Origin of the sequence: Novosphingobium resinovorum (assembly GCF_027922145.1) — a bacterium.
GTDB classification, from domain to species: domain Bacteria; phylum Pseudomonadota; class Alphaproteobacteria; order Sphingomonadales; family Sphingomonadaceae; genus Novosphingobium; species Novosphingobium resinovorum.
Genome location: NZ_BSFC01000011.1, coordinates 254,907 through 276,106 on the forward strand (window position 1 = coordinate 254,907; position 21,200 = coordinate 276,106).

General features: G+C 65.4%; 20 protein-coding genes and 1 pseudogene. 5 read left to right on the top strand and 16 right to left on the bottom strand.

Annotation, left to right across the window (positions count from 1 at the left end):
* Positions 1–16: 16 nt before the first annotated feature.
* The 4 genes from PKE80_RS06205 to PKE80_RS06220 all read right to left on the bottom strand — a co-directional run bounded on the left by PKE80_RS06205 (position 17) and on the right by PKE80_RS06220 (position 2,412).
* Positions 17–628, bottom strand: coding sequence for an RBBP9/YdeN family alpha/beta hydrolase (locus PKE80_RS06205; RefSeq protein WP_271181747.1), 612 nt, complete (start codon positions 626–628; stop codon positions 17–19).
* A gap of 137 nt (positions 629–765) precedes the next feature.
* The gene (locus tag PKE80_RS06210) at positions 766–1,209 is read right to left on the bottom strand and encodes a cytidine deaminase (RefSeq protein ID WP_008829106.1); all 444 of its coding nucleotides are present in this window, start codon (positions 1,207–1,209) and stop codon (positions 766–768) included.
* Positions 1,206–1,922 carry a glycoside hydrolase family 25 protein gene (locus tag PKE80_RS06215; RefSeq protein WP_370424208.1) on the bottom strand — a complete coding sequence of 239 codons (717 nt, stop codon included), beginning with the start codon at positions 1,920–1,922 and terminating at the stop codon, positions 1,206–1,208. The genes PKE80_RS06210 and PKE80_RS06215 overlap by 4 nt, the downstream gene beginning before the upstream one ends.
* Before the next feature lie 7 nt (positions 1,923–1,929).
* Positions 1,930–2,412: a UPF0262 family protein gene (locus PKE80_RS06220; protein ID WP_008829108.1), complete on the bottom strand. Its 483-nt coding sequence runs from the start codon at positions 2,410–2,412 to the stop codon at positions 1,930–1,932.
* A 235-nt stretch (positions 2,413–2,647) separates the two neighbouring features.
* On the opposite strand from PKE80_RS06220, the gene PKE80_RS06225 reads away from it, so the two are divergent.
* Positions 2,648–4,162 (top strand): replicative DNA helicase, encoded by a 1,515-nt coding sequence (locus tag PKE80_RS06225; RefSeq protein ID WP_271181749.1) that lies wholly within the window; start codon positions 2,648–2,650, stop codon positions 4,160–4,162.
* Between the two features lie 149 nt (positions 4,163–4,311).
* A complete protein-coding gene (locus PKE80_RS06230) occupies positions 4,312–5,052 on the top strand; it encodes an SDR family NAD(P)-dependent oxidoreductase (RefSeq protein ID WP_271181750.1) in 741 nt (246 codons plus the stop codon).
* A 4-nt stretch (positions 5,053–5,056) separates the two neighbouring features.
* On the opposite strand, the gene PKE80_RS06235 is transcribed toward PKE80_RS06230, so the two are convergent.
* The 3 genes and pseudogenes from PKE80_RS06235 to PKE80_RS06245 all read right to left on the bottom strand — a co-directional run bounded on the left by PKE80_RS06235 (position 5,057) and on the right by PKE80_RS06245 (position 8,347).
* Complete coding sequence (locus tag PKE80_RS06235; protein WP_271181751.1) at positions 5,057–6,562, bottom strand: NCS1 family nucleobase:cation symporter-1; 1,506 nt, start codon at positions 6,560–6,562, stop codon at positions 5,057–5,059.
* 99 nt (positions 6,563–6,661) lie between these two features.
* Positions 6,662–7,183 carry a GNAT family N-acetyltransferase gene (locus tag PKE80_RS25310; RefSeq protein ID WP_271181752.1) on the bottom strand — a complete coding sequence of 174 codons (522 nt, stop codon included), beginning with the start codon at positions 7,181–7,183 and terminating at the stop codon, positions 6,662–6,664.
* Positions 7,165–8,347: pseudogene (locus PKE80_RS06245) on the bottom strand (aminotransferase). Before PKE80_RS06245 ends, PKE80_RS25310 begins: the two are co-directional and overlap by 19 nt.
* A gap of 211 nt (positions 8,348–8,558) precedes the next feature.
* Here PKE80_RS06245 and PKE80_RS06250 point away from each other — a divergent pair.
* From PKE80_RS06250 to PKE80_RS06260, 3 genes are all read left to right on the top strand, one after another.
* Positions 8,559–9,605 carry a sensor histidine kinase gene (locus tag PKE80_RS06250; protein WP_271181753.1) on the top strand — a complete coding sequence of 349 codons (1,047 nt, stop codon included), beginning with the start codon at positions 8,559–8,561 and terminating at the stop codon, positions 9,603–9,605.
* Between the two features lie 122 nt (positions 9,606–9,727).
* Positions 9,728–11,656 carry an ATP-dependent zinc metalloprotease FtsH gene (gene ftsH, locus PKE80_RS06255; protein ID WP_008829529.1) on the top strand — a complete coding sequence of 643 codons (1,929 nt, stop codon included), beginning with the start codon at positions 9,728–9,730 and terminating at the stop codon, positions 11,654–11,656.
* 176 nt (positions 11,657–11,832) lie between these two features.
* Complete coding sequence (locus tag PKE80_RS06260) at positions 11,833–12,036, top strand: hypothetical protein (RefSeq protein WP_271181754.1); 204 nt, start codon at positions 11,833–11,835, stop codon at positions 12,034–12,036.
* An 18-nt stretch (positions 12,037–12,054) separates the two neighbouring features.
* Here PKE80_RS06260 and PKE80_RS06265 read toward each other — a convergent pair whose 3' ends face one another.
* The 9 genes from PKE80_RS06265 to PKE80_RS06305 all read right to left on the bottom strand — a co-directional run bounded on the left by PKE80_RS06265 (position 12,055) and on the right by PKE80_RS06305 (position 21,108).
* Positions 12,055–13,116, bottom strand: a complete 1,062-nt coding sequence (locus PKE80_RS06265; RefSeq protein WP_271181755.1) for a DUF3667 domain-containing protein — start codon at positions 13,114–13,116, stop codon at positions 12,055–12,057.
* A 72-nt stretch (positions 13,117–13,188) separates the two neighbouring features.
* Positions 13,189–13,914 carry a ParA family protein gene (locus PKE80_RS06270; RefSeq protein ID WP_271182141.1) on the bottom strand — a complete coding sequence of 242 codons (726 nt, stop codon included), beginning with the start codon at positions 13,912–13,914 and terminating at the stop codon, positions 13,189–13,191.
* A 167-nt stretch (positions 13,915–14,081) separates the two neighbouring features.
* Positions 14,082–14,426: a DNA-directed RNA polymerase subunit omega gene (rpoZ, locus tag PKE80_RS06275; protein ID WP_008829533.1), complete on the bottom strand. Its 345-nt coding sequence runs from the start codon at positions 14,424–14,426 to the stop codon at positions 14,082–14,084.
* A 240-nt stretch (positions 14,427–14,666) separates the two neighbouring features.
* Positions 14,667–15,740, bottom strand: coding sequence for a phosphotransferase (locus tag PKE80_RS06280; protein ID WP_271181756.1), 1,074 nt, complete (start codon positions 15,738–15,740; stop codon positions 14,667–14,669).
* Positions 15,737–16,936, bottom strand: a complete 1,200-nt coding sequence (locus PKE80_RS06285) for an acyl-CoA dehydrogenase family protein (RefSeq protein WP_271181757.1) — start codon at positions 16,934–16,936, stop codon at positions 15,737–15,739. The genes PKE80_RS06280 and PKE80_RS06285 overlap by 4 nt, the downstream gene beginning before the upstream one ends.
* Entirely contained in the window at positions 16,936–17,496 is a 561-nt protein-coding gene (locus PKE80_RS06290; protein WP_008829536.1) for a VOC family protein, read from the bottom strand. The genes PKE80_RS06285 and PKE80_RS06290 overlap by 1 nt, the downstream gene beginning before the upstream one ends.
* Positions 17,497–17,616: 120 nt before the next feature.
* Positions 17,617–19,074, bottom strand: a complete 1,458-nt coding sequence (locus tag PKE80_RS06295) for a dihydrolipoamide acetyltransferase family protein (protein ID WP_271181758.1) — start codon at positions 19,072–19,074, stop codon at positions 17,617–17,619.
* 13 nt (positions 19,075–19,087) lie between these two features.
* The gene (locus PKE80_RS06300; RefSeq protein ID WP_271181759.1) at positions 19,088–20,101 is read right to left on the bottom strand and encodes an alpha-ketoacid dehydrogenase subunit beta; all 1,014 of its coding nucleotides are present in this window, start codon (positions 20,099–20,101) and stop codon (positions 19,088–19,090) included.
* A gap of 17 nt (positions 20,102–20,118) precedes the next feature.
* Positions 20,119–21,108, bottom strand: a complete 990-nt coding sequence (locus PKE80_RS06305; protein ID WP_271181760.1) for a thiamine pyrophosphate-dependent dehydrogenase E1 component subunit alpha — start codon at positions 21,106–21,108, stop codon at positions 20,119–20,121.
* Between the last annotated feature and the right edge of the window lie 92 nt (positions 21,109–21,200).

Sequence of the window (21,200 nt, forward strand, 5' to 3'; positions counted from 1 at the left end):
CCGGCACGAAGGCATCCTAGAACGCCGCTCGGCGACGCTCCTCGCGCACGGTGCGGCGTGCCCAGTGCGGCTCGGCGAGTTCCACGCCCAGCGCGCCGACGATGGACTGGAGCAGTACCCAGCCCTCGCCCCAGTCGCCGCGCGGCTCGTCGGCGATCGGGCAAGCCCCCCAGTCATTCGCCAGCCGCAGCATCGAGCGCTGGGCAGAACCGTCGAGATCGGCGACGAGGAACGAGGTGAACGGCAGCGGCTGGCGCGGGCAGGCACCAAAGGCTGCCAGGCGCGGGTCGGCGCCCGGAAGGTCCACGTTGGGCGCATCGACGATCAGCGCGCCGATTACCGGGCTTTCTGCCCCGGACACCTCGAACTCCACCCACCAGGCAAGTGCCAGCGCGGCGATGTCGTCGGTCACAATCACTACCGGCCGATCGGCGCGGCGGATCGCAAGGTTCAGCTTGTTCACCCAGGTATTGCGGTGCGGCTCATCCCAAAGGCCGAGTTCCACCACGCGGCAGTGCTCGCTCCATTGGGCCCAGCGGCTCATCCAGTGTTTCGCAGTCAGCGGCGTACCGGGCACCAGCAGGATAAGCGGCGTCTCGCGTTCAGGGAAATTGCGAAGCGTTGCCATGGGAATCTCCAGTTGATCGAGCTTCCGCCGGTCGACTCTATGTGTCCCGACTGGCCTGAAGGTTATCTCAACTTGAAAGATAGACAATAGGAGATGCGACGGATGGTGCCTGCCCGTCGCCATACGGGAACGGGTGTTCAGCCCAGGTTCGCAGGTCCGAAGGCGTAAGGCAGCAGTTCGGAGAGCCGGGTTTCCAGCACGCCTTCCGCACCGTCGCACCAGACCACCGGGTCAGTGCCGCCAAGCTGCGCGATCTCGTTGATGATCTGGCGGCAGCGCCCGCACGGTGTCACCTGAGGTCCCTGCCCGGCCGCGCCCGGCGCGCCGCCGGTGACCGCAAGGGCCTGCAACTGCGGCCGGTCGCCCTTCGCCAGAATTCCGGCGATCGCGACCGTCTCCGCGCAGAGCGACAGGCCATAGCTCGCGTTCTCCACGTTGGCGCCAGTCACCACGGTACCATCGGCCAGCAGCAGCGCTGCCCCGACATGAAAGTTGGAATAAGGCGCATAAGCTCCGGCAGCGGCCTTACGGGCGGCCGCCATCAGGGTGTCGCGGGTGTCGTCGTTCATGCCGGTGGTCATGGCAGCACGACTACCCAGCGCAGCCCCCCTTGCGCAACCTCGTTGGCGAGCGAATGGTTCGCCGTCCACATCGTCCAGGGCCTCCCGGCATAGCCCGGCTCGAAGCGATCCTGCACCAGCCACAAGTTGCGGTCGAGCTTGTGCGCGATGGTGTAGCGCGACTGAAAGGCCGGCGTGACCTTCAGGATCACCGGCTTGCCCGCGTGAGTCTCGACCTGGTTGAGGAAGGTCATCAGTTCGCTCTCGACCCGGGCGTCGGAGACTTTCACCGGGCAGTTGTCGGCCAGCATGTCGAGTTCGACCGCGGGCGGCAGCAGCTTGGGGTCGCGCGGCACGGTGGTGACGAAGTTGGCCGCCTGCGTGCCGGCCGGCTGGCATGGATCGTAGCGGTGGAGTGCCCCCACCTGCATGCCTGCCGCCTTGGCCGCCTCGAAGTTGTCGACGAAGGCGGGATCACGGGCGAAGGCGCTGGCGCTCGCGTCGATATAGGCGAAGTCGGCGCCGATGGCCTTTAGCGACTTCCAACTGACCTCGCCGTCATCGACGCCGATCTCGACGCCTTGTAGCGGGTAGACGGCGCGCTCCGGCGTCCAGTGACGCAAGTGCCACCAGCCCCATGCCCCGGCGACGATCGCCACGAGCGCGAGGGCGCCCAGCGCGCGCCGCAACAGCCCCCTGCCGCCCGAAGCGGTCCTTGTCTTGCGTGCCACGATGTCCCCTTCAGCCGCGGATATGCAGGACGCAGATCAGCGTGAACAACCGCCGTGCCGTGGGGTGGTCGGTCTCGACCTTGCCCTGCAGGCGTTCGAGCAGCAGTTCCGATGCCTCGTTGTGGATCGCGCGGCGGGCCATGTCGATGGTTTCGATCTCCTGCGCGGTCGCCTTGCGAATCGCCTGGTAATAGCTCTCGCAGATCGCGAAATACTCGCGGATCGGCCGCCGGAATCGGGCGAGGCCAAGCACGAGCGTCTCCAGCGCCGCTCCGTTATCGGCGGTGATTTCCAGCGACAAGCGCCCGTCCTGTACCGAAAGCCGCAACCGGTAAGGACCCTCGTGCCCCGCCTCCGACGAGCGCAAGGGCTTGAAGACATTGTCTTCTATGAGATCGAAGATGGCGATGCGCCGTTCCTGCTCGATATCGGCATTGCGCCACAGGATGGTCGCATCGTCGAGTTCGATGTGGGAGATACGCGGGTCGGCCATTACGGCACGCCCTTTACGCGGTTGCGGCATGGGCGGGCAAGTGGGCTTAGTTCCAAGAAAACCCACCCCCAACCCCTCCCGCTTGCGGGAAGGGAGCGAGACTTGGGCCGCAGGCCCTAGTCGCAGCGGGGTGGGCAGCGCCGCACACAGCCCACACACATCCACAGCTTGTGGATTAATATCCCTCCCCGCCTGACTTGTTCGCGCAGCGCTGCCGGAGCATTGTCCGGCGCTTATGGTCCAGCCTGTTGCCCTTGCCCGTACCGATGGTGCGGAAGTCCGAACCCTGCCCGCGAACGTCGAGGCGGAAGCCGCCTTCCTGGGCGCGGTCCTCATCGACAACCGCGTGATCGAGGAACTGCAGACCCCGCTCACCCCGCTCCATTTCTTCGAGCCCGTCCACGGCCGCCTCTACGAACGCATCCTGCAGCTGCTAGACCGCAAGGCGGTGGTCACGCCGGTCACCCTGCGCCCTTATTTCGAGGCCGACGAATCGCTGAAGGCGCTGGGCGGCGTCGCCTATCTCGCCCGGCTGACGGCGGACGGCCAAGGCCTGCTCGCCCCGCGTGAGCTGGCCGAGCAGATCTACGATCTCGCCCTGCTGCGCGAACTGATCTCGGTCGGTCGCAATCTGGTCGAGAGCGCGATGGATACCTCCGAATCGGTCGAACCGATGGAGCAGATCGAGCACGCCGAAGCCGCGCTCTACAAAGTGGCCGAAGGCGCCGCGACGCAGAACGAGGCCAAGAGCTTCGGCTCCGCCACCCGCGTCGCGATCCAGGCGATCGAAAAGGCGTTCAATTCGGGCGGCCACATCTCGGGCAAGACCACCGGCCTCACCTCGGTCAACCAGAAGATCGGTGGCCTTCACGATTCCGACCTTATCATCCTTGCCGGGCGTCCCGGCATGGGCAAGACCTCGCTGGTCACCAACATCGCCTTCAACACCGCGCAGCGCTACGTCGACGACACCGTGCGCGACGGCATGCCACACGAGAAGTCGGTGGGCGCGCCGGTGGCTTTCTTCAGCCTCGAAATGAGCGCCGACCAGCTGGCGACACGTATTCTGGCCGAGCAGTCCAACATCAGCTCCGAAGCGCTGCGCATGGGCAAGATCAGCCGCGAGGACTTCCAGTCGCTGTCTTTCGCCAGCCAGCGGCTTGCCGAACTGCCGCTCTACATCGACGACAGCCCGGGCCTGACGATCGCCGGCCTGCGCACCCGCGCCCGCCGCCTCAAGCGCCGCCACAACATCGGCCTCGTGATCATCGACTACCTGCAGCTGCTGTCCGGGTCGGGCCGCGCCAACGACAACCGCGTGAACGAAATCTCCGAGATTTCGCGCGGGCTCAAGACGCTGGCCAAGGAACTGGGCGTTCCGGTGATCGCGCTCTCGCAGCTCAGCCGTGCAGTGGAACAGCGCGACGACAAGCGCCCGATGCTGTCCGACCTTCGCGAATCGGGCTCGATCGAGCAGGACGCCGACATGGTCTGGTTCGTCTACCGCGAAGACTACTACGTGAAGGCGACCGAGCCCAAGTTCCCCAGCGACACCGACGGCATCGACGTCAAGGACAAGTGGGAAACCTGGCGCGCCAAGATGGAGGAGGTCACCGGCCTCTCCGAACTGATCATCGCCAAGCAGCGCCACGGCGCCACCGGCAAGGTCCGCCTGCGCTTCGAAGCACGCATCACCAAGTTCTCCGACCTCGCCCCCGACGACATGCGCGCCGCATTCGAAAGCGACTGACCGCGCAAATCCTCCCTCCCGCGCAGCGATGGGGAGGTGGCAGCGCGAAGCGCTGACGGAGGGGGTAGTGCTTTCCCCCTCCACCCCCGCTTCGCGGCGGTCCCCCTCCCCATTGCGATGCAACGGGGAGGATGCCAGAACGAGAGCGCATGACCGAGACCCGCGTTCTCCTCATCGCCGGTGGCTCCGGCTCCATCGGCAGCGCCATTGCCCGCCTGGCTCTGGATCAGGGCTGGAAAGTCGCGCTTCACGGCCGCAGTCCCGAGAAGCTGCAGGACATGGTGGTCGATCTTTCCGATTTTGGCACGATAGACGGCTTCGCTGCCGACATATGGGAGGAAGACGCCGCCGAAGTCCTCGTTGCCGAAGTGGCCGAGCAATACGGCCGCATCGATGCCGTGATCGACTGCACCGCGACCGGCCCGCAAGGTATTACCGGCCTGTTCCCGGGCACCTCGCCGGAAGTCTTCGGCGATTTCCTCAAGGTCTCGATCGGCTGGATCGAACGGCTTGCCCATGCTGCCTACGATATGCTGGCGCAGCAGGGCGGGACGCTGATCGCCTTCGTTTCGGATGCGGGTATCTATGCGGCGCCGCGCCAGACACTGATCGGCGCAGCACGGGCCGGGACCATAGGCTTCATCCGCAACTTCGCCGTCGAGGCCGCGCGCGACGGCATCCGCGCTCACGTCATCTCGCCGAGCTATGTCGAAGGCAGCGAGAGCGCGCGGCGCATGGGTTCCGAACGCATGGCCAGGGCAGCGCAGCGAGCGGGCCTCGGCCTCCCGACCGCCGAGGACATCGCTCCTCTGGCGCTGTTCCTGTGCGGTGACGGGGCGCGGCGGATGACCGGGCAGGTTCTGAGCGTGAACGGCGGCCTGAACGCCTGAAATATCAGGCCGTCTGCGGCTCCAGCATCGAAGGCGCGACGCGTCCGCGCATCATCAGCGCATAGGACGCCAGCGCAACACCCACGCCGACGAACCACGCATATGTATAGATCACCGACCACACCTCTCCGAATCCGCCGAACAGGCCCGGCGCCGAAACCTTGAGGAAGCCCGGCACATTCGGCGCGATGCCCAGCGCCAGCGCGATCAGCGCGCGCGGGTTCCAGCCATTGCCGTACACGTAAGGGCCGGTCTCGCTGTAGAGGCCCTCGACGTCCAGCTTTGTCTCGCGCACCAGCCAGTAGTCGGCGATCAGGATGCCGGTGATCGGCCCGAGCAGCGCGCCGTAGCCGGTCAGCCACGTGAAGATGTAGCCATCGGTACTGGCCATCAGCTTCCACGGCATGATGACGAGGCCGATCACCGCCGTGATCAACGCGCCGGTGCGGTAGGAAATGCGCGAAGGGCTCAGCGAAGCGAAGTCGTAGGCCGAGCACACGAGATTCGCCGCGATGTTGCACGACACCGTATCGACCGCGATGACGATCAGGCCCAGCAGCACGAACGGTCCCGACAGCGTGCCCGCGAGTGCCACCGGGTCCCAGATCGCATGGCCGTAGATCACCACGGTCGCCGATGTGGTCATGACGCTGATCAGCGCGATCAGCCCCATCGTCGGCGGCAGGCCCAGGGTCTGGCCGATCATCTGGTCGCGCTGGGTCTTGGCGAAACGGGTGAAGTCCGGGATATTGAGCGCCAGCGTGCCCCAGAACCCGACCATGGCGGTCATCGCAGGCAGCCAGACCGCCCAGAACTGCCCTTCCTTCGCCCCGCCCGGCCCGAAGGCGGACGGCGCTGAGAAGATCGGGCCAATCCCGCCGGCCGCATCGATCGCCCACCACAGTAGCGCCACGCACGCCACGATCTTGAGCGGCGCGGTCCAGGTTTCCAGCCGCCGGATCGTCAGCAGCCCCTTGCGCACGAACAGCAGCTGCACCAGCCAGAAGGCCATGAAGGCCAGCAACTGGCCCAGCCCGATCCCGAAGAACGGCAGCGGCGTCCCCCGCAGGTCGGCGCCGAGGAAAATGCCCAGCAGCGTCAGCAGCGCCTCGCCCCCGATCCAGGTCTGGATGCCGTACCAGCCGCAAGCGACGAGCGCGCGAGCGAGTGCGGGAAGCCGCGCCCCCACGGTGCCGAAGGAGGCCCGCACCAGTACCGCGAAAGGCACGCCGTAGCGCGTTCCGGAATGCCCGATCAGCAGCATCGGCACAAGGATCACGACGTTTCCCAGCACCACCGTAAGCGCCGCCTGCGTCGCCGACATGCCCTGCTCGATCAGACCGGCGGCAAGCATCCACGTCGGAACGGCGACCACCATGCCCACCCACAGCGCCGCGAAGTGCCACCAGCGCCAGTTTCGCTGCGTTGCGTCAGTGGGCGCAAGGTCCGCGTTCCAGAGGGTATCATCCCGTCCCGTGCCCCCGGCCGCCTGCGTCTGTGCGTGATCCATCTGGCCCCCACCGGTGTCTGGAAAGGACGAAGAATGCCGCAGCGCAGCATGGCGTCAAGCCCCTGATTTCATCGCTCTCCGGCAGACGGAGACGGGCTTTCAGATCGCGCGGCGCATGTAACGCGCGTCCGGCCCGTAGCTGGCGAGCTTGCGCCCTAAGGCTTCGTCCGCAGCGACCGCCGCAAAGCCCTGACCCTGCCAGAACGCCAGGGTGTCGTTGACCGAAACCAGCGCAACCTCCTGCCCGCCAAGCGCGCGCAGGTCTTTGAAAAGCCGGCGCACTGCGGGACCTGCATGTCCCAGTCCGCGCGCGTCCGCATGCAGGGCAAGATCATGAAGGTAGAACGCCTCCCGCTCCTCCGGCAACGTGCCGAGCAGACTGTCGAGCGGAGGTATGGCCCCAAGCGGCCACGGATAAGCGACGAGGTAACCTTTCACGCCTGCCGTCACCGGATCCGCCAGCACGAAGCAGCCCGGCGCGAACAGCGCGAACCGCTCCGCGAAACACGCCCGCGCCTCGAAATGGTCGGGGAACGCCGTGCGCGCCACGTCCACGACGCCGTCGATGTCTTCGGCGCGCATCGGACGCCAGCGCAGGACGCTCACAGGCCGCGCACCCATGCGGAGATCCGCTCCAGCGCCTCGTCGAGCACGTCGTCGGGCTTGGTGAAGCACAGGCGCACGATATGACTCGGGGGCGCCCTGCCCATTCTGGCCGCTCTCATACAAGGCGCTGACCGGAACCGTCGCCACGCCCGCCTCGCGCAGCGCCCGCTCGCTGAATTCGCGGTCGGTCAGAGCGATGCCGGATGCGGCGAGGTCGATGCACAGGAACCACGTAGCAGCGTTAGGCAGGACGGCTAGCCCCACCGCCTCCAACCCCGCCTTGAGCCGGGCACGGGAAGCCGCCCAGTCGGCGTGCAATCCATCGAGAATGTCCACCCGCTCCAGCCCTTCGGCGACGGCCCATTGCAGTGGAACCGCCGTCGTGAACGTGAGGAACTGGTGCACCCGCGCGAGCGCAGAACCGAGGTCTCCCTTCGCAGCCATCCAGCCGATCTTCCAGCCGGTAAGGCCGAAGATCTTGCCCGCCGAGCCGATCTTCACGACCCGCTCCGCCATGCCTTCGCAGGCCATCAGCGAGCGATGCGCCGCGCCGTCGAAGCGCACCTGCTCCCACACCTCGTCGCAGATGGCGACAAGATCGTGCCTGGTGCAGAACCGCGCGATCATCGCAAGCTCATCGGCGCTCGCCACGGTGCCGGCGGGATTGAGCGGATCATTGAGCATGATCGCGCGTGTCCGGGGCGTCACCGCCGCCTCCAGCGCCGCCGCATCGTAACGGAAATGCGGCGGTTGCAGCAGGACCGAGACGGGTACGCCTCCAGCCCGCCGCACCATCGGCGCATAGGCGTCGTAGGCAGGCTGAAACAGGATCACCTCGTCACCCTCGGAGACCAGCGCCAGCACGGCGGCGGCTATGGCCTCGGTGGCACCGGATGTGACAACGACCTCGGACGGCGCAAGGGTTAACCCCTGCGTGCGCGCATAGTGGGCGCAGACCGCCTCGCGCAGCGCGGGAAGCCCGACGCTCGGCGGGTACTGGTTCGATTGTTCGCGCAGCGCGCGCGCCGCCGCTTCGAGCAGGGGCGCAGGCGGCGGACTATCGGGAAAACCCTGCCCGAGATTGATCGCGCGGGTCTCACGGGCAAGCGCCGACATCCGCTCGAACACCGTCGTGCCCATGTCGGCGTAGACGGAATGGATGCGGGGTCTGGTCTTCATCGCCGGCTCTGTGCTCCGATAGGCTGCGCAAGCTCGGCCGATACCGTCATCTTGCGCAAAATGCACGATGCTCGCGCCAAAAGCGACAAGAGGGGGCCGTGGACCCAGCGCCGCTATCCCCAGCATCCAATGAACGTTCCCTTTCGCGCGCCTTCCACATGCGATACCAAACCCATGCATGGATCGCGTGAAAAGGTGATTGAGGTCCGCGTTGAACAGCCTGAGCCGATTCACCGAGCGCCTGCCATTCCTGCCCGACCGGCCGCTGGTCCGTTACACGGTGACCGTCGCACTCTGCCTGTTTGCTCTGTGGCTGCGCTGGTTCCTCGATGCCGCTTTCCCGCCCGGCTACCCGTTTCTGACCTTCTTCCCGGCGGTGATCCTCAGTTCGTTTCTTTTCGGACCGCGGCCGGGCGTCGTCGCCTCCGTCCTGTGCAGCCTCTTTGCGTGGTATGTCTTCATCCCGCCGCGCATGGCCTTCGCGTTCGACGGCGGCACGCTTACCGCGATGGCGTTCTACACGGGCGTCGTGGTGGTCGACATCGCGTTGGTCCACTTCATGCAGGCCGCCAACGCCCGCCTCCATCGCGCCCGAGAGGAAGTACGCGCGCTAGCTGAGGAACGCCGGCAACTGGCCGAGCGTGCCGAACTCCTGTTCCAGGAGATGCAACACCGGGTCGGCAACAACCTTCAGATGGTAGGCGCCGTTCTCTCGCTCCAGATGCGCACCCTAACCGAGCCCGTCGCCCGCCGCGCGCTGTCGGACGCGGCGGGCCGGCTCCAGGTCATCGGCAATATCCAGCGCCAGCTCTATCACCAGGACGGCCGCCTCGTTCCGCTCGATCGCTTCCTCGGCGAAGTCTGCGCCAAGACCATGGCCTCCAGCGCCCGCACCGGGATCACCTGCGCGGTCGAGGCCCAGGAAGGCATTACCCTGCGCCCCGACAGCGCGGTTCCCGTCGCGCTGATCGTGACGGAAGCGATCGCGAACGCCCTCGAGCACGGCTTCCCCCAGCAGGAGAGCGGCGCGATCACCGTGCGCCTCGCACGCTTCGGTGACGGCGTGCTGCTACGGGTCGAGGACGACGGGCGCGGCCTGCCGCCCGGCTTCGATCCCGCTTCGGCGCAGTCGATCGGCCTGCGTATATCCCGTATTCTCAGTCAGCAGTTGGAGGGGCAGATTGTGCTGGAGAACGGCGCTCGCGGCACCCGGATGACGCTGGAACTGCCGCTTTCCCGCCTTGCAGAGACGGCCTGATGCGCCTCGGCACGCCCGGCATCGCGGATATCGCGCCGAAACGACGCTACTCCTGCCCTCGCTAGCTTGTGATTCAGCGCCATGCGCCTACATTGGAGCGCGAAAGGACGGATTCCCGCAAAATGAACGACGACCAGCCCAACGGCAACCCATGGGTCAAGAGCCTGCTCGTATGGGGCGGCATCTTCCTCGCGCTCCTGATGGTGGTCTCGATGTTCGGATCGCGCGCCACCACCGGCCCGGCGATTCCGTACTCCGACTTCCGCAGCAAGGTGGCCGAAGGCAGCGTCGCCTCGGTCGAGATTTCCGAAGACCGCATCGACGGAAAGCTCAAGAATGGAGACAGTTTCTCGACCGTCCCCGTTCCCAACGACCAGACCCTGACTGACCTGCTCCAGCGCAACGACGTCAAGTATTCGGGCAAGGAAGCCGAACAGGGCAGCCTGCTGCTCTACATCCTTGCGCAGACCCTGCCGTTCCTGCTGATCGTCGGCATCGCCTTCTTCGCGCTGCGCCAGGTCCAGAAGGGCGGCGGCTCGGGCGCGATGGGCTTCGGCAAGTCCAAGGCCAAGATGCTTACCGAGCGTTCGGGCCGTGTGACCTTCGACGATGTCGCCGGTATCGACGAAGCGCGTGAAGAACTGGAGGAAATCGTCGAGTTCCTGCGCGATCCCACCCGCTTCTCCAAGCTCGGCGGCCAGATCCCCAAGGGCGCATTGCTGGTCGGTTCGCCCGGCACCGGCAAGACCCTGCTCGCCCGCGCCATCGCCGGCGAGGCAGGCGTGCCGTTCTTCACGATCTCGGGCTCCGACTTCGTCGAGATGTTTGTGGGCGTCGGCGCCAGCCGCGTGCGCGACATGTTCGAGCAGGCCAAGAAGAACGCGCCGTGCATCGTCTTCATCGACGAAATCGACGCCGTCGGCCGCCACCGTGGCCACGGCCTCGGCAACTCGAACGACGAGCGCGAGCAGACGCTGAACCAGCTCCTTGTCGAGATGGACGGCTTCGAGGCGAACGAGGGCATCATCATCATCGCGGCGACCAACCGCCCCGACGTGCTCGACCCCGCGCTGCTGCGTCCGGGCCGCTTCGACCGCCAGGTCGTGGTGCCGGTGCCCGACATCGAGGGCCGCGAGAAGATTCTCGCCGTGCACATGAAGAAGGTACCGCTGGCTCCCGACGTGAACCCCCGCGTAATCGCGCGCGGCACTCCGGGCTTCTCCGGCGCCGATCTCGCCAACCTCGTCAACGAGGCTGCCCTGCTCGCAGCGCGCCGTAACAAGCGCCTCGTTGCCATGCAGGAGTTCGAGGACGCCAAAGACAAGGTCATGATGGGCGCGGAACGTCGCTCCATGGTCATGACCGAGGACGAGAAGAAGATGACCGCCTACCATGAGGCGGGCCATGCCATTGTCTCGCTGAACGAGGCGGCTTCCGACCCGATCCACAAGGCGACGATCATCCCGCGCGGCCGTGCGCTGGGCATGGTCATGCGTCTGCCGGAGCGCGACAGCTATTCCTACCACCGCGACAAGATGCTCGCGAACCTCTCGGTGGCGATGGGTGGCCGCGTGGCGGAAGAACTGATCTTCGGCTACGACAAGGTCTCGTCGGGCGCCTCTTCGGACATCCAGTACGCCACCAGCCTGGCGCGCTCGATGGTCACCAAGTGGGGCATGTCGGACAAGCTCGGCCCGATCCAGTACGAGGACAGCCAGGAAGGCTACCTCGGTATGGGCGGCACGCAGCGCACCATGGGCTCCAGTGAGACCAACCAGTTGATCGACAGCGAAATCCGCGCTCTGGTCGATAACGCCCACGCTCGCGCGACGCAGATTCTCAAGGATCAGAACGTGGCGCTGGAAACCTTGGCGCAGGCTATGCTCGAATACGAAACGCTCTCAGGTGACGAGATCAAGCAGCTTCTCGAAGGCGGTCAGATCGACCGCCCGTCGGAGCCGCGCGGTCCTTCGGCGGCACGGCCGTTGTCCGGTTCGGCCATCCCCAAGGCAGGCCGCCGCTTCACCGGCACGGCGCCGCAGGGCGCCTGAGCGGGAAAGAACAAGGTTCTCCCAAAAGGAGAATGCAGGAGGGGGCGTCAGACTCAGGTCTGACGCCCCTTTGCGTTTGCACCTATTGCGGAGTTTGCATCTGATCTTTTTGCTGCCTCGCCGCCACCGCAAGTATAGTATCGCAATGCCGGACATTCACGAAATGCGAGGACGCTATGGCCCAAGTCGAGATATATGATGGCGAAGGCGACGAGTTGCTCTTCACCGGCCAGTTCGATTTCCTCCCCCGCGCCGGTGAATCGATCGCCAGGAATACCGACGATTACTTCCATTACTATGAAGTCATCGACGTGTGGCACCGTGAAGACCCCGAAGCCGGCAGGTTCCAGGCATGCCTGGCGGTCAAGATCGTCGACTGATCCCCGCCGCCGAGTGGCTTACATACTGGTCTGTGCCATGATCAGCGTAAAAAACACGCCGAGCGCCATGGCGGCAAAGACCAACAGCACAGCCGTTCGCCACAGGCCGCCGAACCGCCCGACACCGTAAGCCCCGCGCAGCTGGCGATACATGTGCAGCGGCGGGGTCAGAATCAGCAGGGCAATCAGACCACCTGCTCCCACGGTGCTGGCGATCATCCCCACGATCGCCAGAAGCGTCATGAAGCACAACGAATACGTCACGAAAACCGTGTGGTCGTAAAGATGGAAGCGCCGGCTGAACGGAAACAGCAGCCACAGGAACGGCACCGAGATCGGAATCAGCGCCCAACTGTACTTATAGGCGTAAGTCTGAAGCTTGTAGCTCGCCAGATCGGGGTTGGAGCGGAACTTCTTTATCGCTTTATCGAGCGCCGGAATGTCACTGACCTTGCGGGCGGGATCCACTTTCAGGTCCACATTCTCGGCTTTCAAATCGCGTAAAGTGTCGAGCGCCGCGTGTCTTCCTTCCAGTTGCGATTCGAAGCTCTCGATCGGCTGGCCTTTCGCGATCGCCGCCTTGCGCGTGCCCTCGATCCCGGCGATCTCGCCTTCGAGCCGCTTTATGTTGGCTTCGAGGCCCTGCGAATTCCCGGTTTGCGTGGCAGGTTCCTCGTGGCCCTCGGTCGCGTGGAACACCGCGAACATCAGAAAGACGCAGAACAGGAACAGCGCGATCGGTGACACGTAGCTGGCGCGGCGACCATCGACGTATTCGCGCGTCAGGCGTCCCGGTCGCCACGCCAATAGTGGCACGGTACGCCAGATCTTGCCCTCGAAATGGAACACGCCGTGCAGCAGGTCGTGGAAGAAAGCGCCGAGACTACGGTGAACGTGCGCCGCCTGCCCGCAAGCATGGCAATGCGACCCGGCGAGATGCGTCCCGCAGTTAAGGCAATCCGCCTCGTGGGTATGCCCATCATGCCTTTCGGCGCGCCCTGCGTGATATTCCGGCTCGATCGCCCCCGCCAGGGCGGCACCCTGCCCAAGCTCCGCCAGTCCTTCGCTGATCCCGCTCATGTTCGCCCCCGTTCAACGGAAACGAAACCTATGCCGGGATCGCAATTCGCGCAATGCGGCCGCGCACGTGGCTCAGCACCTCTGACCCAGCTTTTTCTCAATCGCCGCCCAGAGCCTCCCGAATGCCTGAGCCGCAGTACTTTGCGGAGCCAGTACTCCGACCGGCTGGCGCTGAACGGCGCATTGTTCGACAACGCTGGCGTAAGGAATTGCCGGCCAGTTCGGGTTCGTCTCATGCGCCTGCTTGTGCAGCGCCCGGCGCATGTCGAGCATGGAGAGCACCGGCAGGATAGGCGGGTGCCGCTTGGTGTTCCCAGCAATCTCGCGCACGACGAGATCGAACGCACGCGACGAAAGTGGAGATGGTGGCAGCGGCACGATTACGAGATCCGCAGCGCGCACGACCTGCGCCGACAACTCGTTCATGACAGGCGGACAGTCGAGAATGATTCGGGGGTAGTCGGCCGAAAGCTCTTCTGTCAGTTTTGCCAGCCGTTTGCGCTTGCCGATCTTCACCAGTTGCGCATCGAGCGCACGGATCGATTCATCGGCGGGAAGCACGTCCAGCCGCTCGAACGCTGTCGGCTGGATCAGCCGGGTTGCGGGTCTTTCTCGCGCAAAAACCTCTTCAGCAAGCCGCGTTTCCTGCGGTTCAAGACCATAGAGAAACGCCGAGCCGCCTGCCGCGTCGAGGTCCCACAGCAAAGTACGGTGGCAGCTCTGCACCGCCGAAGACCATGCGAGATTGGCCGAGAAGGTCGTCTTCCCTACCCCGCCCTTGACGCTGTAAATGGCTATCGTAGCGCCCCTGCACTCGACAGCTGATCCCGAGGGGAGCTCGGACGCAACGAGGGGACCGGCCCTCTTGGGCGGTCCCCCGGTCAATCCGATAATACGAGGCAGTTTCGATTTTCCGGGCACGCCCGTATCGTTGCCTGCAGCAGGGCTGCAGTCAACGGTTACGATCAGCCGTCGTAATCGCCGCCCAGCGAAGTGTTGCGGGTCGGGGCCGACGCGGTGATGCGCAGGGCCTCGGCCGACTGGCTGAGCGAGCCCACATCGTCCATCTCGTCGTCGTCGTCGGGCAGGACGCGCTGCATCGAGGTGACCAGCGTTTCCTTGAGGTTCTTGGGAACCACGGTTTCCTCGGCGATTTCGCGCAGTGCGACGACCGGGTTCTTGTCGCGATCGCGATCGATGGTCAGTTCCGCGCCGCCCGAAATCTCACGCGCACGCTGCGCGGCGAGAAGGACGAGGTCGAAGCGGTTGGGGATCTTGTCGACGCAATCTTCGACAGTAACGCGCGCCATGGGCACTCCCGGTAAAGAATCTGTGGGATCGGAAAGGCTGGCAGTTAGGGCCAGAGGCGGGGAAAGTCAAGGAAATGGGGCGCCTCATCCGCGACCGGCAGGCTACCTTGAGGTGAGTGTCATCGGCAGGGGCTTCGACAGGCTCAGCCTGACCCTTCGACTAGCTCAGGGTGAGCGGGGTTGAAAGCAGGTCTTCAAATTCCGCTCAGGCTGAGCCTGTCGAAGCCCCATCGCCAGACGCTACGCCCGCGTGAAGCTCAGCGCCAGCCTCGCCAGTTCGGGGAAGGCCTCGGCCCGCTCTTTCGCCTGCGCGTTGGAGGCCGTGCCGCGGATTACCCGGCCTTTGATGCCGTGGAAGATCGCGGCGAGGCGGAAGAAGTTGAACGCCATGTAGTAGCGATAGTCCGGCAGCCCCTCGCGCCCGGTGCGGCGGCAATAGGCGGCGACGTAGTCTTCCTCGCTCGGGATGCCCAATGCGGCGATGTCCGCACCGCCCAGTCCCGCCACGATGTGCGGCGGCATGTGGTACATCATCGCGTTGTAGGCGAAATCCGCCAGCGGATGCCCCAGCGTAGACAGTTCCCAGTCCAGCACCGCCAAAACGCGCGGCTCGGTGGAGTGGAAGATCATATTGTCGATGCGGAAGTCGCCGTGGATCACGCTGGAGGCGCCATCGTCCGCCGGCATGTTCGCTTCCAGCCAGGCGATCACCGCGTCCATGTCCGCGTCGCGGCCGGCGGCCTCGTCCTCGAAATACTGCTTCGACCAGCGGCCGACCTGACGGGCGAAGTAATTGCCCGGCCTGCCGTAATCGCCCAGTCCAATGGCGTCCGGATCGTAGGAATGGAGTTGCGCCATCGTCGCGTTCATCGCATCGAAAAGCGCGGCGCGCTCCGCGTTCGAAACGCCGGGGACGGTCGCATCCCAGAAGATGCGGCCTTCCACCATTTCCATGACGTAGAACCAGGTGCCGATGACGCCATCGTCTTCGCACAGGCCATAGACCTTTGCCACCGGGAAGCCCGCACCGTGGAGCGCGGAAAGCACCTTGGCCTCGCGCTCCACCGCGTGGGCGCCCTTGAGCAGTTGCCCCGGCGGCTTGCGCCGCAGGACGTAGCTGCGCGAAGGCGTCACCAGCTTGTAGGTGGGGTTGGACTGCCCGCCCTTGAACTGCTCGACGCTCAGCGGACCGGCGAAGCCCTCGACATTGGCTTCCAGCCATGCGGTCAGCGCCGCCTCGTCGAAGGCATAGCCTTCGCGCACGGCGGTGGTGCCGGAATTCGCGCCCGTAATGTCGGAGGCATTCTCGCTCATGCGGGCTGCGCTTCCTGCGCCTTGCGCCAGTCGCGACGGATCTTCTTGGCGAGGCTCCACTTGTGGACTTCGGTGGGGCCGTCATAGATGCGGAACGCACGAACTTCGCGGAACACCTGCTCGACGATGGTGCGTTCGGTAACGCCCGTGCCGCCCATCACCTGCACGCAGTTGTCGGCGATCTTCATCAGTGCTTCGGACACCGAAACCTTCGCCATCGAGCTCTCCACTGTGCCGAGCGAGCCGGTGTCGAGCACCGAGGCGCACCAGTCGATCATCAGTTCGGACTGCTTGATGAGGATTTCGTTCTCCGCCAGCATGAAGCCGACGCCTTCGTGCTCGATCAGCTGCTTGCCGAACGCCATACGGCGGCAGGCATAGTCGCTGGCGATCTCGTGCGCGCGGATGCAGCAGCCCAGCCAGCGCATGCAATGCGAGAGGCGCGCCGGGGACAGGCGGATCTGGGCATACTTGAAGCCCTCGCCCGGGTCGCCCAGCATGTGTTCGGCCGGCACGCGCAGGTTGTCGATCGTCAGGGTGGCGTGGCCACCCGGCATCGAGCTGTCAATGGTGTTCGGCACCTCGTCGATGCGGATGGCATCGTCGGGCAGGTCCACCAGGAACATGCAGGCGCCGCCCTTGGTGTCTTCCTCCGCCGAAGCCGCCATGACGATGCCCACCATCGCGCCCTGCGCGCCGGTGATGAAGGTCTTGCGGCCGTTGATGACCCAGTGGTTGCCATCCTTGTGGCAGGTGGTCTTCATCATCGACGGATCGGAACCGGCGCCGCCCCATTCGGCCGGCTCGGTCATGAAGAAGGCGGAGCGGCCCTTGCCCTCGACCAGCGGCTTGAGGAAGCGCTCCTTCAGTTCGGGCGAGCCAACGTGGCCGATGAGGTACATGTTGCCCTCGTCGGGCGCCATGGTGTTGCAGGCCAGCGGGCCCAGCGGCGACAGGCCCGACTTGATGAGCACAACCGCCGTCTCGCGCTGGTTGAGGTGCGATCCGTCGGCGCGGATGTGCGGGGTGAGCACGCCGGCCTCGCGGGCCAGACCGCGCAGTTCCATCAGCAGTTCGTCGGTCGGCGCGCCGTGGTGATCGCGGCGCGGGTCCTTCTCGTAGGGCGCGACCTTTTCGCGGACGAAAGCCTCGACCTTGTCGGCCATGTCGAGGGCGTATTGGGAAATCTCGCTCATTATTGCAGCACCCGGATCGGATCGGAGCCATCCCAGTCGCGGGCGGCATCCTTCATCATCTGAAACAGACCTTCGGTGCCGGTAAGCGGCTGAAGGTATTCGATTACGTGGCCGGGGCCCTGACCGGGATCGACATAGATCACCTCGCCATCGGCGCCGACCTTGCCCTCCACGATCACCTCGGCGCCGGCTTCGGCGCAGGCCTTGCGGGCTTCGGCGATCGATTCAACGAAGACGCAGACGTGGTGCAGGCTATCGCGCACCGCATACTCGCCCGAATAGAGCGAGGGGGCATCGGAATCGGTCTTGATAAGCTCGATCTGGATGTCCCCCCAGTAGCCGATGGCCATGGTGAACGTGGCGTCGGTGGGCTGGCCCTTGTACTTCATGTCGTCGAGCCGCACGTCGTTGAGGACGAAGAACGGGCCGACGCCGACCGTTTCGATCCAGTATTTCATGGTCGCATCGAAATCGGTCGGGAAATAGGCGAGTTGGATCACGTCGCCCAGCCGCTTGAGCGGGCCGGGCTTCACGACGGTTTGGGTGGCCTCTCCGGTCATTTTCTGTCCCTTCAAAACTTCGTCATCCCCGCGAAGGCGGGGACCCAACTGATGACGGTGCAACCTGCACCCTCAGGAGATGGGTTCCCGCCTTCGCGGGAATGACGGGGAAGTGTGCAATCACGCGCCGAACAGGCCCTCGGGCGCCTCGATCAGACCCTTGAGCGTCTGCAGGAACTGCGCGCCCGCAGCGCCATCGATGGCCCGGTGGTCGACCGAGAGAGTGAAGGAAATGCGCGTTTCGAACGCCACGTCGCCGTCATCCGTCTCCACCGGCTGGCGCAGCGCCGCGCCGACGGCGAGGATCGCGCCCTGCGGCGGGTTGATGATCGCATCGAAGTTCTCGATCCCGAACATGCCGAGGTTGGAGACGGAGAAGGTGCCGCCGTCCATATCGTCCATGCTGAGCTTGCCGGCCTGCGCCTTGTCGATCAGGCGGCGGGTTTCCACCGCGATCTGGTCGATCCGCATCAGATTGGCCTGACGCACCACCGGGGTGACGAGGCCCTTGGGGCTGGCGACCGCGATCGAAACGTCGGCGTGCGGGAAGCGGTGAATTTCTTGACCGTGCACCTGCAGGTTGACGTCCGGGTGCTTCGCCAGCGCCATGGCCGAAGCCTTGACGATCCAGTCGTTCACCGAAGCCTTGCTGCCCAGCACGACGTTCGCGGTCTTGCGCATCGCGATCAGCGCATCGGCGCTGGCCGACATGCGCAGATAGAAGTGCGGAAGCTCCTGCTTCGCCTGGGTGAGCCGCTGAGCGACGACCTTGCGGACGCGGTCGAAAGGCACGACTTCGGGGCGGTTCTCACCGGCCACGAATTCAGGCGTGCCGATGCCGCCGGCCGACGCCTTCGGCGCAGGCACGAGCGCCAGCACATCGGCCTTGGAGATACGGCCGCGCGGTCCGGTGCCGGTCAGGCCCTGCAGCGAGAGGCCGTGCAGCGCGGCGATACGGCGGGCGAGCGGCGAGGCGAGGACCTTGAGGTCGTCCGCCTCGACGGGAACCGTGCCCTTGAGCGAGGGAGCACCCTCGCCGCGCAGCGCCTTCACCACGTCCTGATGGGTGATGCGACCGCCACGGCCCGAACCCTCGATACCGGCGATATCGACGCCCTCTTCTTCCGCGAGGCGCAGGGCCTCGGGGCTGATCGGGCGGTTGGTGTCGATCTTGATGCGCTGCTTTTCAGGAGCCGGCGCAGCAGCGGCAGCCGGAGCGGACTCCTGGGTCTTGGTCTTCTCGGCGCCCCCCTTACCTGCACCTTGGGCGATGCCGCCCTCGGCCGGCTTGAAATCGGCCACGAAGGCATCGATCTCGGCGTCCGAGTGCGAACCCTCGTCGAACACCGCCAGCAGCGCGCCGACGGGTTCCTCGCCCGCGCCGCCGCCCACGATGATGCGGCGGACGGTGGCTTCGTATTCGGCCTCGACCTCGTTGGTGATCTTGGCGGTTTCGATCAGGCACAGCGTCTGGCCGCGCTTGAAGGTTTCACCCTCCTTCACCATCCATTCGGCGATCGTGCCTTCGGTCATTTCGATGCCCCACTTGGGCATCGTGAATGCGCGGATGCGACTCATGTCAGCGCTCCCCTCAACGGTATTCGAGCGTCTTGCGCACGGCAGCGGCGACCTTGGCCGGGCTCGGCAGGTAGGCGCTTTCCAGTTCGCGGGCGAACGGGACCGGCGTGTGCGGCGGGGTCACCATCTCGATCGGCGCCTTGAGGCTGGCGAAAGCCTTCTGGGCGACGAGCGCGGAGATGTCGGTGGCCAGCGAGCAGCGCGGCGGGGCCTCGTCCACCACGACCAAACGACCGGTCACTTCGACCGAATCGAGGATCGCTTCCTCGTCCAGCGGCGAGGTGGTGCGAAGGTCGATCACGTCGCAGCCGATGCCGTCCTGCGCCAGATCGTCCGCAGCCGTCTCGGCGTAGCGCACCATCATGCCGCTGGCGACGATGGTCACGTCCTGCCCAGCACGGGCAAGGCGGGCGTGGCCGAAGGGGATGCAGAAATCCGGATCCTCGTTCACTTCGCCGCTCATCGCGTAGAGGAACTTGTGTTCGAGGAACACGACCGGATCGTCATCGCGGATCGCCTGACGCAGCAGGCCGCAGGCGTCTTCCGGGGTGGTCGGCATGACCACCTTGATGCCGGGCATGTTGGTGACGAACTGGCTGATCATCTGGCTGTGCTGCGCGGCGGCGTTGTAGCCCGCGCCCACCGGCATGCGGATCACCGCCGGGCAGACCGACTTGCCGCCGAACATGTAGCGGAACTTGGCGATCTGGTTCCAGAGCTGGTCCATGCACACGCCGATGAAGTCGGCGAACATGATCTCTGCCACCGGGCGCTTGCCGGCGAGGGCCAGACCGCCCGCCGCGCCCATGATGGCGCTTTCGCTGATCGGGGTGTCGATCACGCGGTTGGGACCGAAGGCGTCGTAGAAGCCGGTCGAGGTGGACCAGATGCCGCCGATCGCCTCGGGGCCGCCGGCCGTGCCGTTGCCACCGACGACGTCCTCGCCCAGCACGACGACGCGCTCGTCACGCTGCATTTCCTGGAAGATCGTGTTGCGGATGGCATCGCGATACATCATTTTTGCCATGGGTCTCGCTCCTGCCGTCAGTAGCTGATGTAGACGTTTTCAAGGACGTTCTCGGGCTGCGGGCGCGGTGCGGCGCGCGAAGCCTGGACGGCATCCTCGATGGCCTTGAGGGATTCGGTGTCGATCGTGTCGAGATCCACGTCTTCCAGCAGCTTGGCGCCGGTGACGCTGGCGCGGAAGATCTTGAGGCAGTCCCGTTCGGCGCGCAGGCGATCGAGTTCGCCATCGCCGCGATAGCGCTGCGGATCGCCTTCGAAGTGGCCGAAGAAACGCTCGGTATCGAATTCCACGGCGGCCGGGCCATTACCGGGGGTGCGGACATATTCCAGCACTTCGCGGAAGGTGTCGTAGACGGCGAAGAAGTCCGTGCCGTCGCCGCGCCACACCTTCATGCCGAACGCTTCGGCGCGGCTGGCGATGTCCCTGGTGGTACCGACCGCGTAATCGACGCCGGTGTGCTCGGAATAGTGATTGTTCTCGAAGACGAAGATCGCCGGGGCCTGGGTGACGACCGCGAGGTTCATCGCCTCGAACGTGGTGCCCTGGTTGCAGGCGCCGTCGCCCGAGAAGGCGATCGAGACGGCCAGCTTGCCGTTCTCGTCCGGACCGTCGATCTTGTTGGAGATCGCCGCGCCCACCGCGATCGGAGCGCCCGCGCCGACGATGCCGTTGGCGCCCAGCATGCCCTTGTCGATGTCGGCGATGTGCATCGATCCGCCCTTGCCGTTGCAAAGGCCGTCCTGGCTGCCCCAGATTTCCTTCATCATGCCGTCAAGGTCGCAACCCTTGGCCAGACAGTGGCCATGGCCGCGGTGGGTCGAGACGATCTTGTCACGCTCGGTCAGGTGCTCGCACACACCGACGGCGACGGCTTCCTGGCCGCAGTAGAGGTGGGTGAAGCCCGCGATCTCGCCGGTCTGGATCTCCTCGTGGAGCCGTTCCTCGAATTCGCGGATCAGCTTCATCTGCCGATAGGCGCGGGTCAGCGCCTCGCGGTTCAGCTGCATCAGGGATTCCTCTCAGTTATGGTGTGGATTTCGGGACAACACCCGTTCGTCATTGCGAGCGCAGCGAAGCAATCCAGGGCGGAGCGATGCTG

Coding starts and splice junctions, on each gene's coding strand:
- PKE80_RS06205 (WP_271181747.1), bottom strand. CDS start 628: ATGGCAACGCTTCGCAATTTCCCTGAACGCGAGACGCCGCTTATCCTG.
- PKE80_RS06210 (WP_008829106.1), bottom strand. CDS start 1,209: ATGACCACCGGCATGAACGACGACACCCGCGACACCCTGATGGCGGCC.
- PKE80_RS06220 (WP_008829108.1), bottom strand. CDS start 2,412: ATGGCCGACCCGCGTATCTCCCACATCGAACTCGACGATGCGACCATC.
- PKE80_RS06225 (WP_271181749.1), top strand. CDS start 2,648: ATGGTCCAGCCTGTTGCCCTTGCCCGTACCGATGGTGCGGAAGTCCGA.
- PKE80_RS06230 (WP_271181750.1), top strand. CDS start 4,312: ATGACCGAGACCCGCGTTCTCCTCATCGCCGGTGGCTCCGGCTCCATC.
- PKE80_RS06235 (WP_271181751.1), bottom strand. CDS start 6,562: ATGGATCACGCACAGACGCAGGCGGCCGGGGGCACGGGACGGGATGAT.
- PKE80_RS25310 (WP_271181752.1), bottom strand. CDS start 7,183: ATGGGTGCGCGGCCTGTGAGCGTCCTGCGCTGGCGTCCGATGCGCGCC.
- ftsH (WP_008829529.1), top strand. CDS start 9,728: ATGAACGACGACCAGCCCAACGGCAACCCATGGGTCAAGAGCCTGCTC.
- PKE80_RS06260 (WP_271181754.1), top strand. CDS start 11,833: ATGGCCCAAGTCGAGATATATGATGGCGAAGGCGACGAGTTGCTCTTC.
- PKE80_RS06265 (WP_271181755.1), bottom strand. CDS start 13,116: ATGAGCGGGATCAGCGAAGGACTGGCGGAGCTTGGGCAGGGTGCCGCC.
- rpoZ (WP_008829533.1), bottom strand. CDS start 14,426: ATGGCGCGCGTTACTGTCGAAGATTGCGTCGACAAGATCCCCAACCGC.
- PKE80_RS06280 (WP_271181756.1), bottom strand. CDS start 15,740: ATGAGCGAGAATGCCTCCGACATTACGGGCGCGAATTCCGGCACCACC.
- PKE80_RS06285 (WP_271181757.1), bottom strand. CDS start 16,936: ATGAGCGAGATTTCCCAATACGCCCTCGACATGGCCGACAAGGTCGAG.
- PKE80_RS06290 (WP_008829536.1), bottom strand. CDS start 17,496: ATGACCGGAGAGGCCACCCAAACCGTCGTGAAGCCCGGCCCGCTCAAG.
- PKE80_RS06295 (WP_271181758.1), bottom strand. CDS start 19,074: ATGAGTCGCATCCGCGCATTCACGATGCCCAAGTGGGGCATCGAAATG.
- PKE80_RS06300 (WP_271181759.1), bottom strand. CDS start 20,101: ATGGCAAAAATGATGTATCGCGATGCCATCCGCAACACGATCTTCCAG.
- PKE80_RS06305 (WP_271181760.1), bottom strand. CDS start 21,108: ATGCAGCTGAACCGCGAGGCGCTGACCCGCGCCTATCGGCAGATGAAG.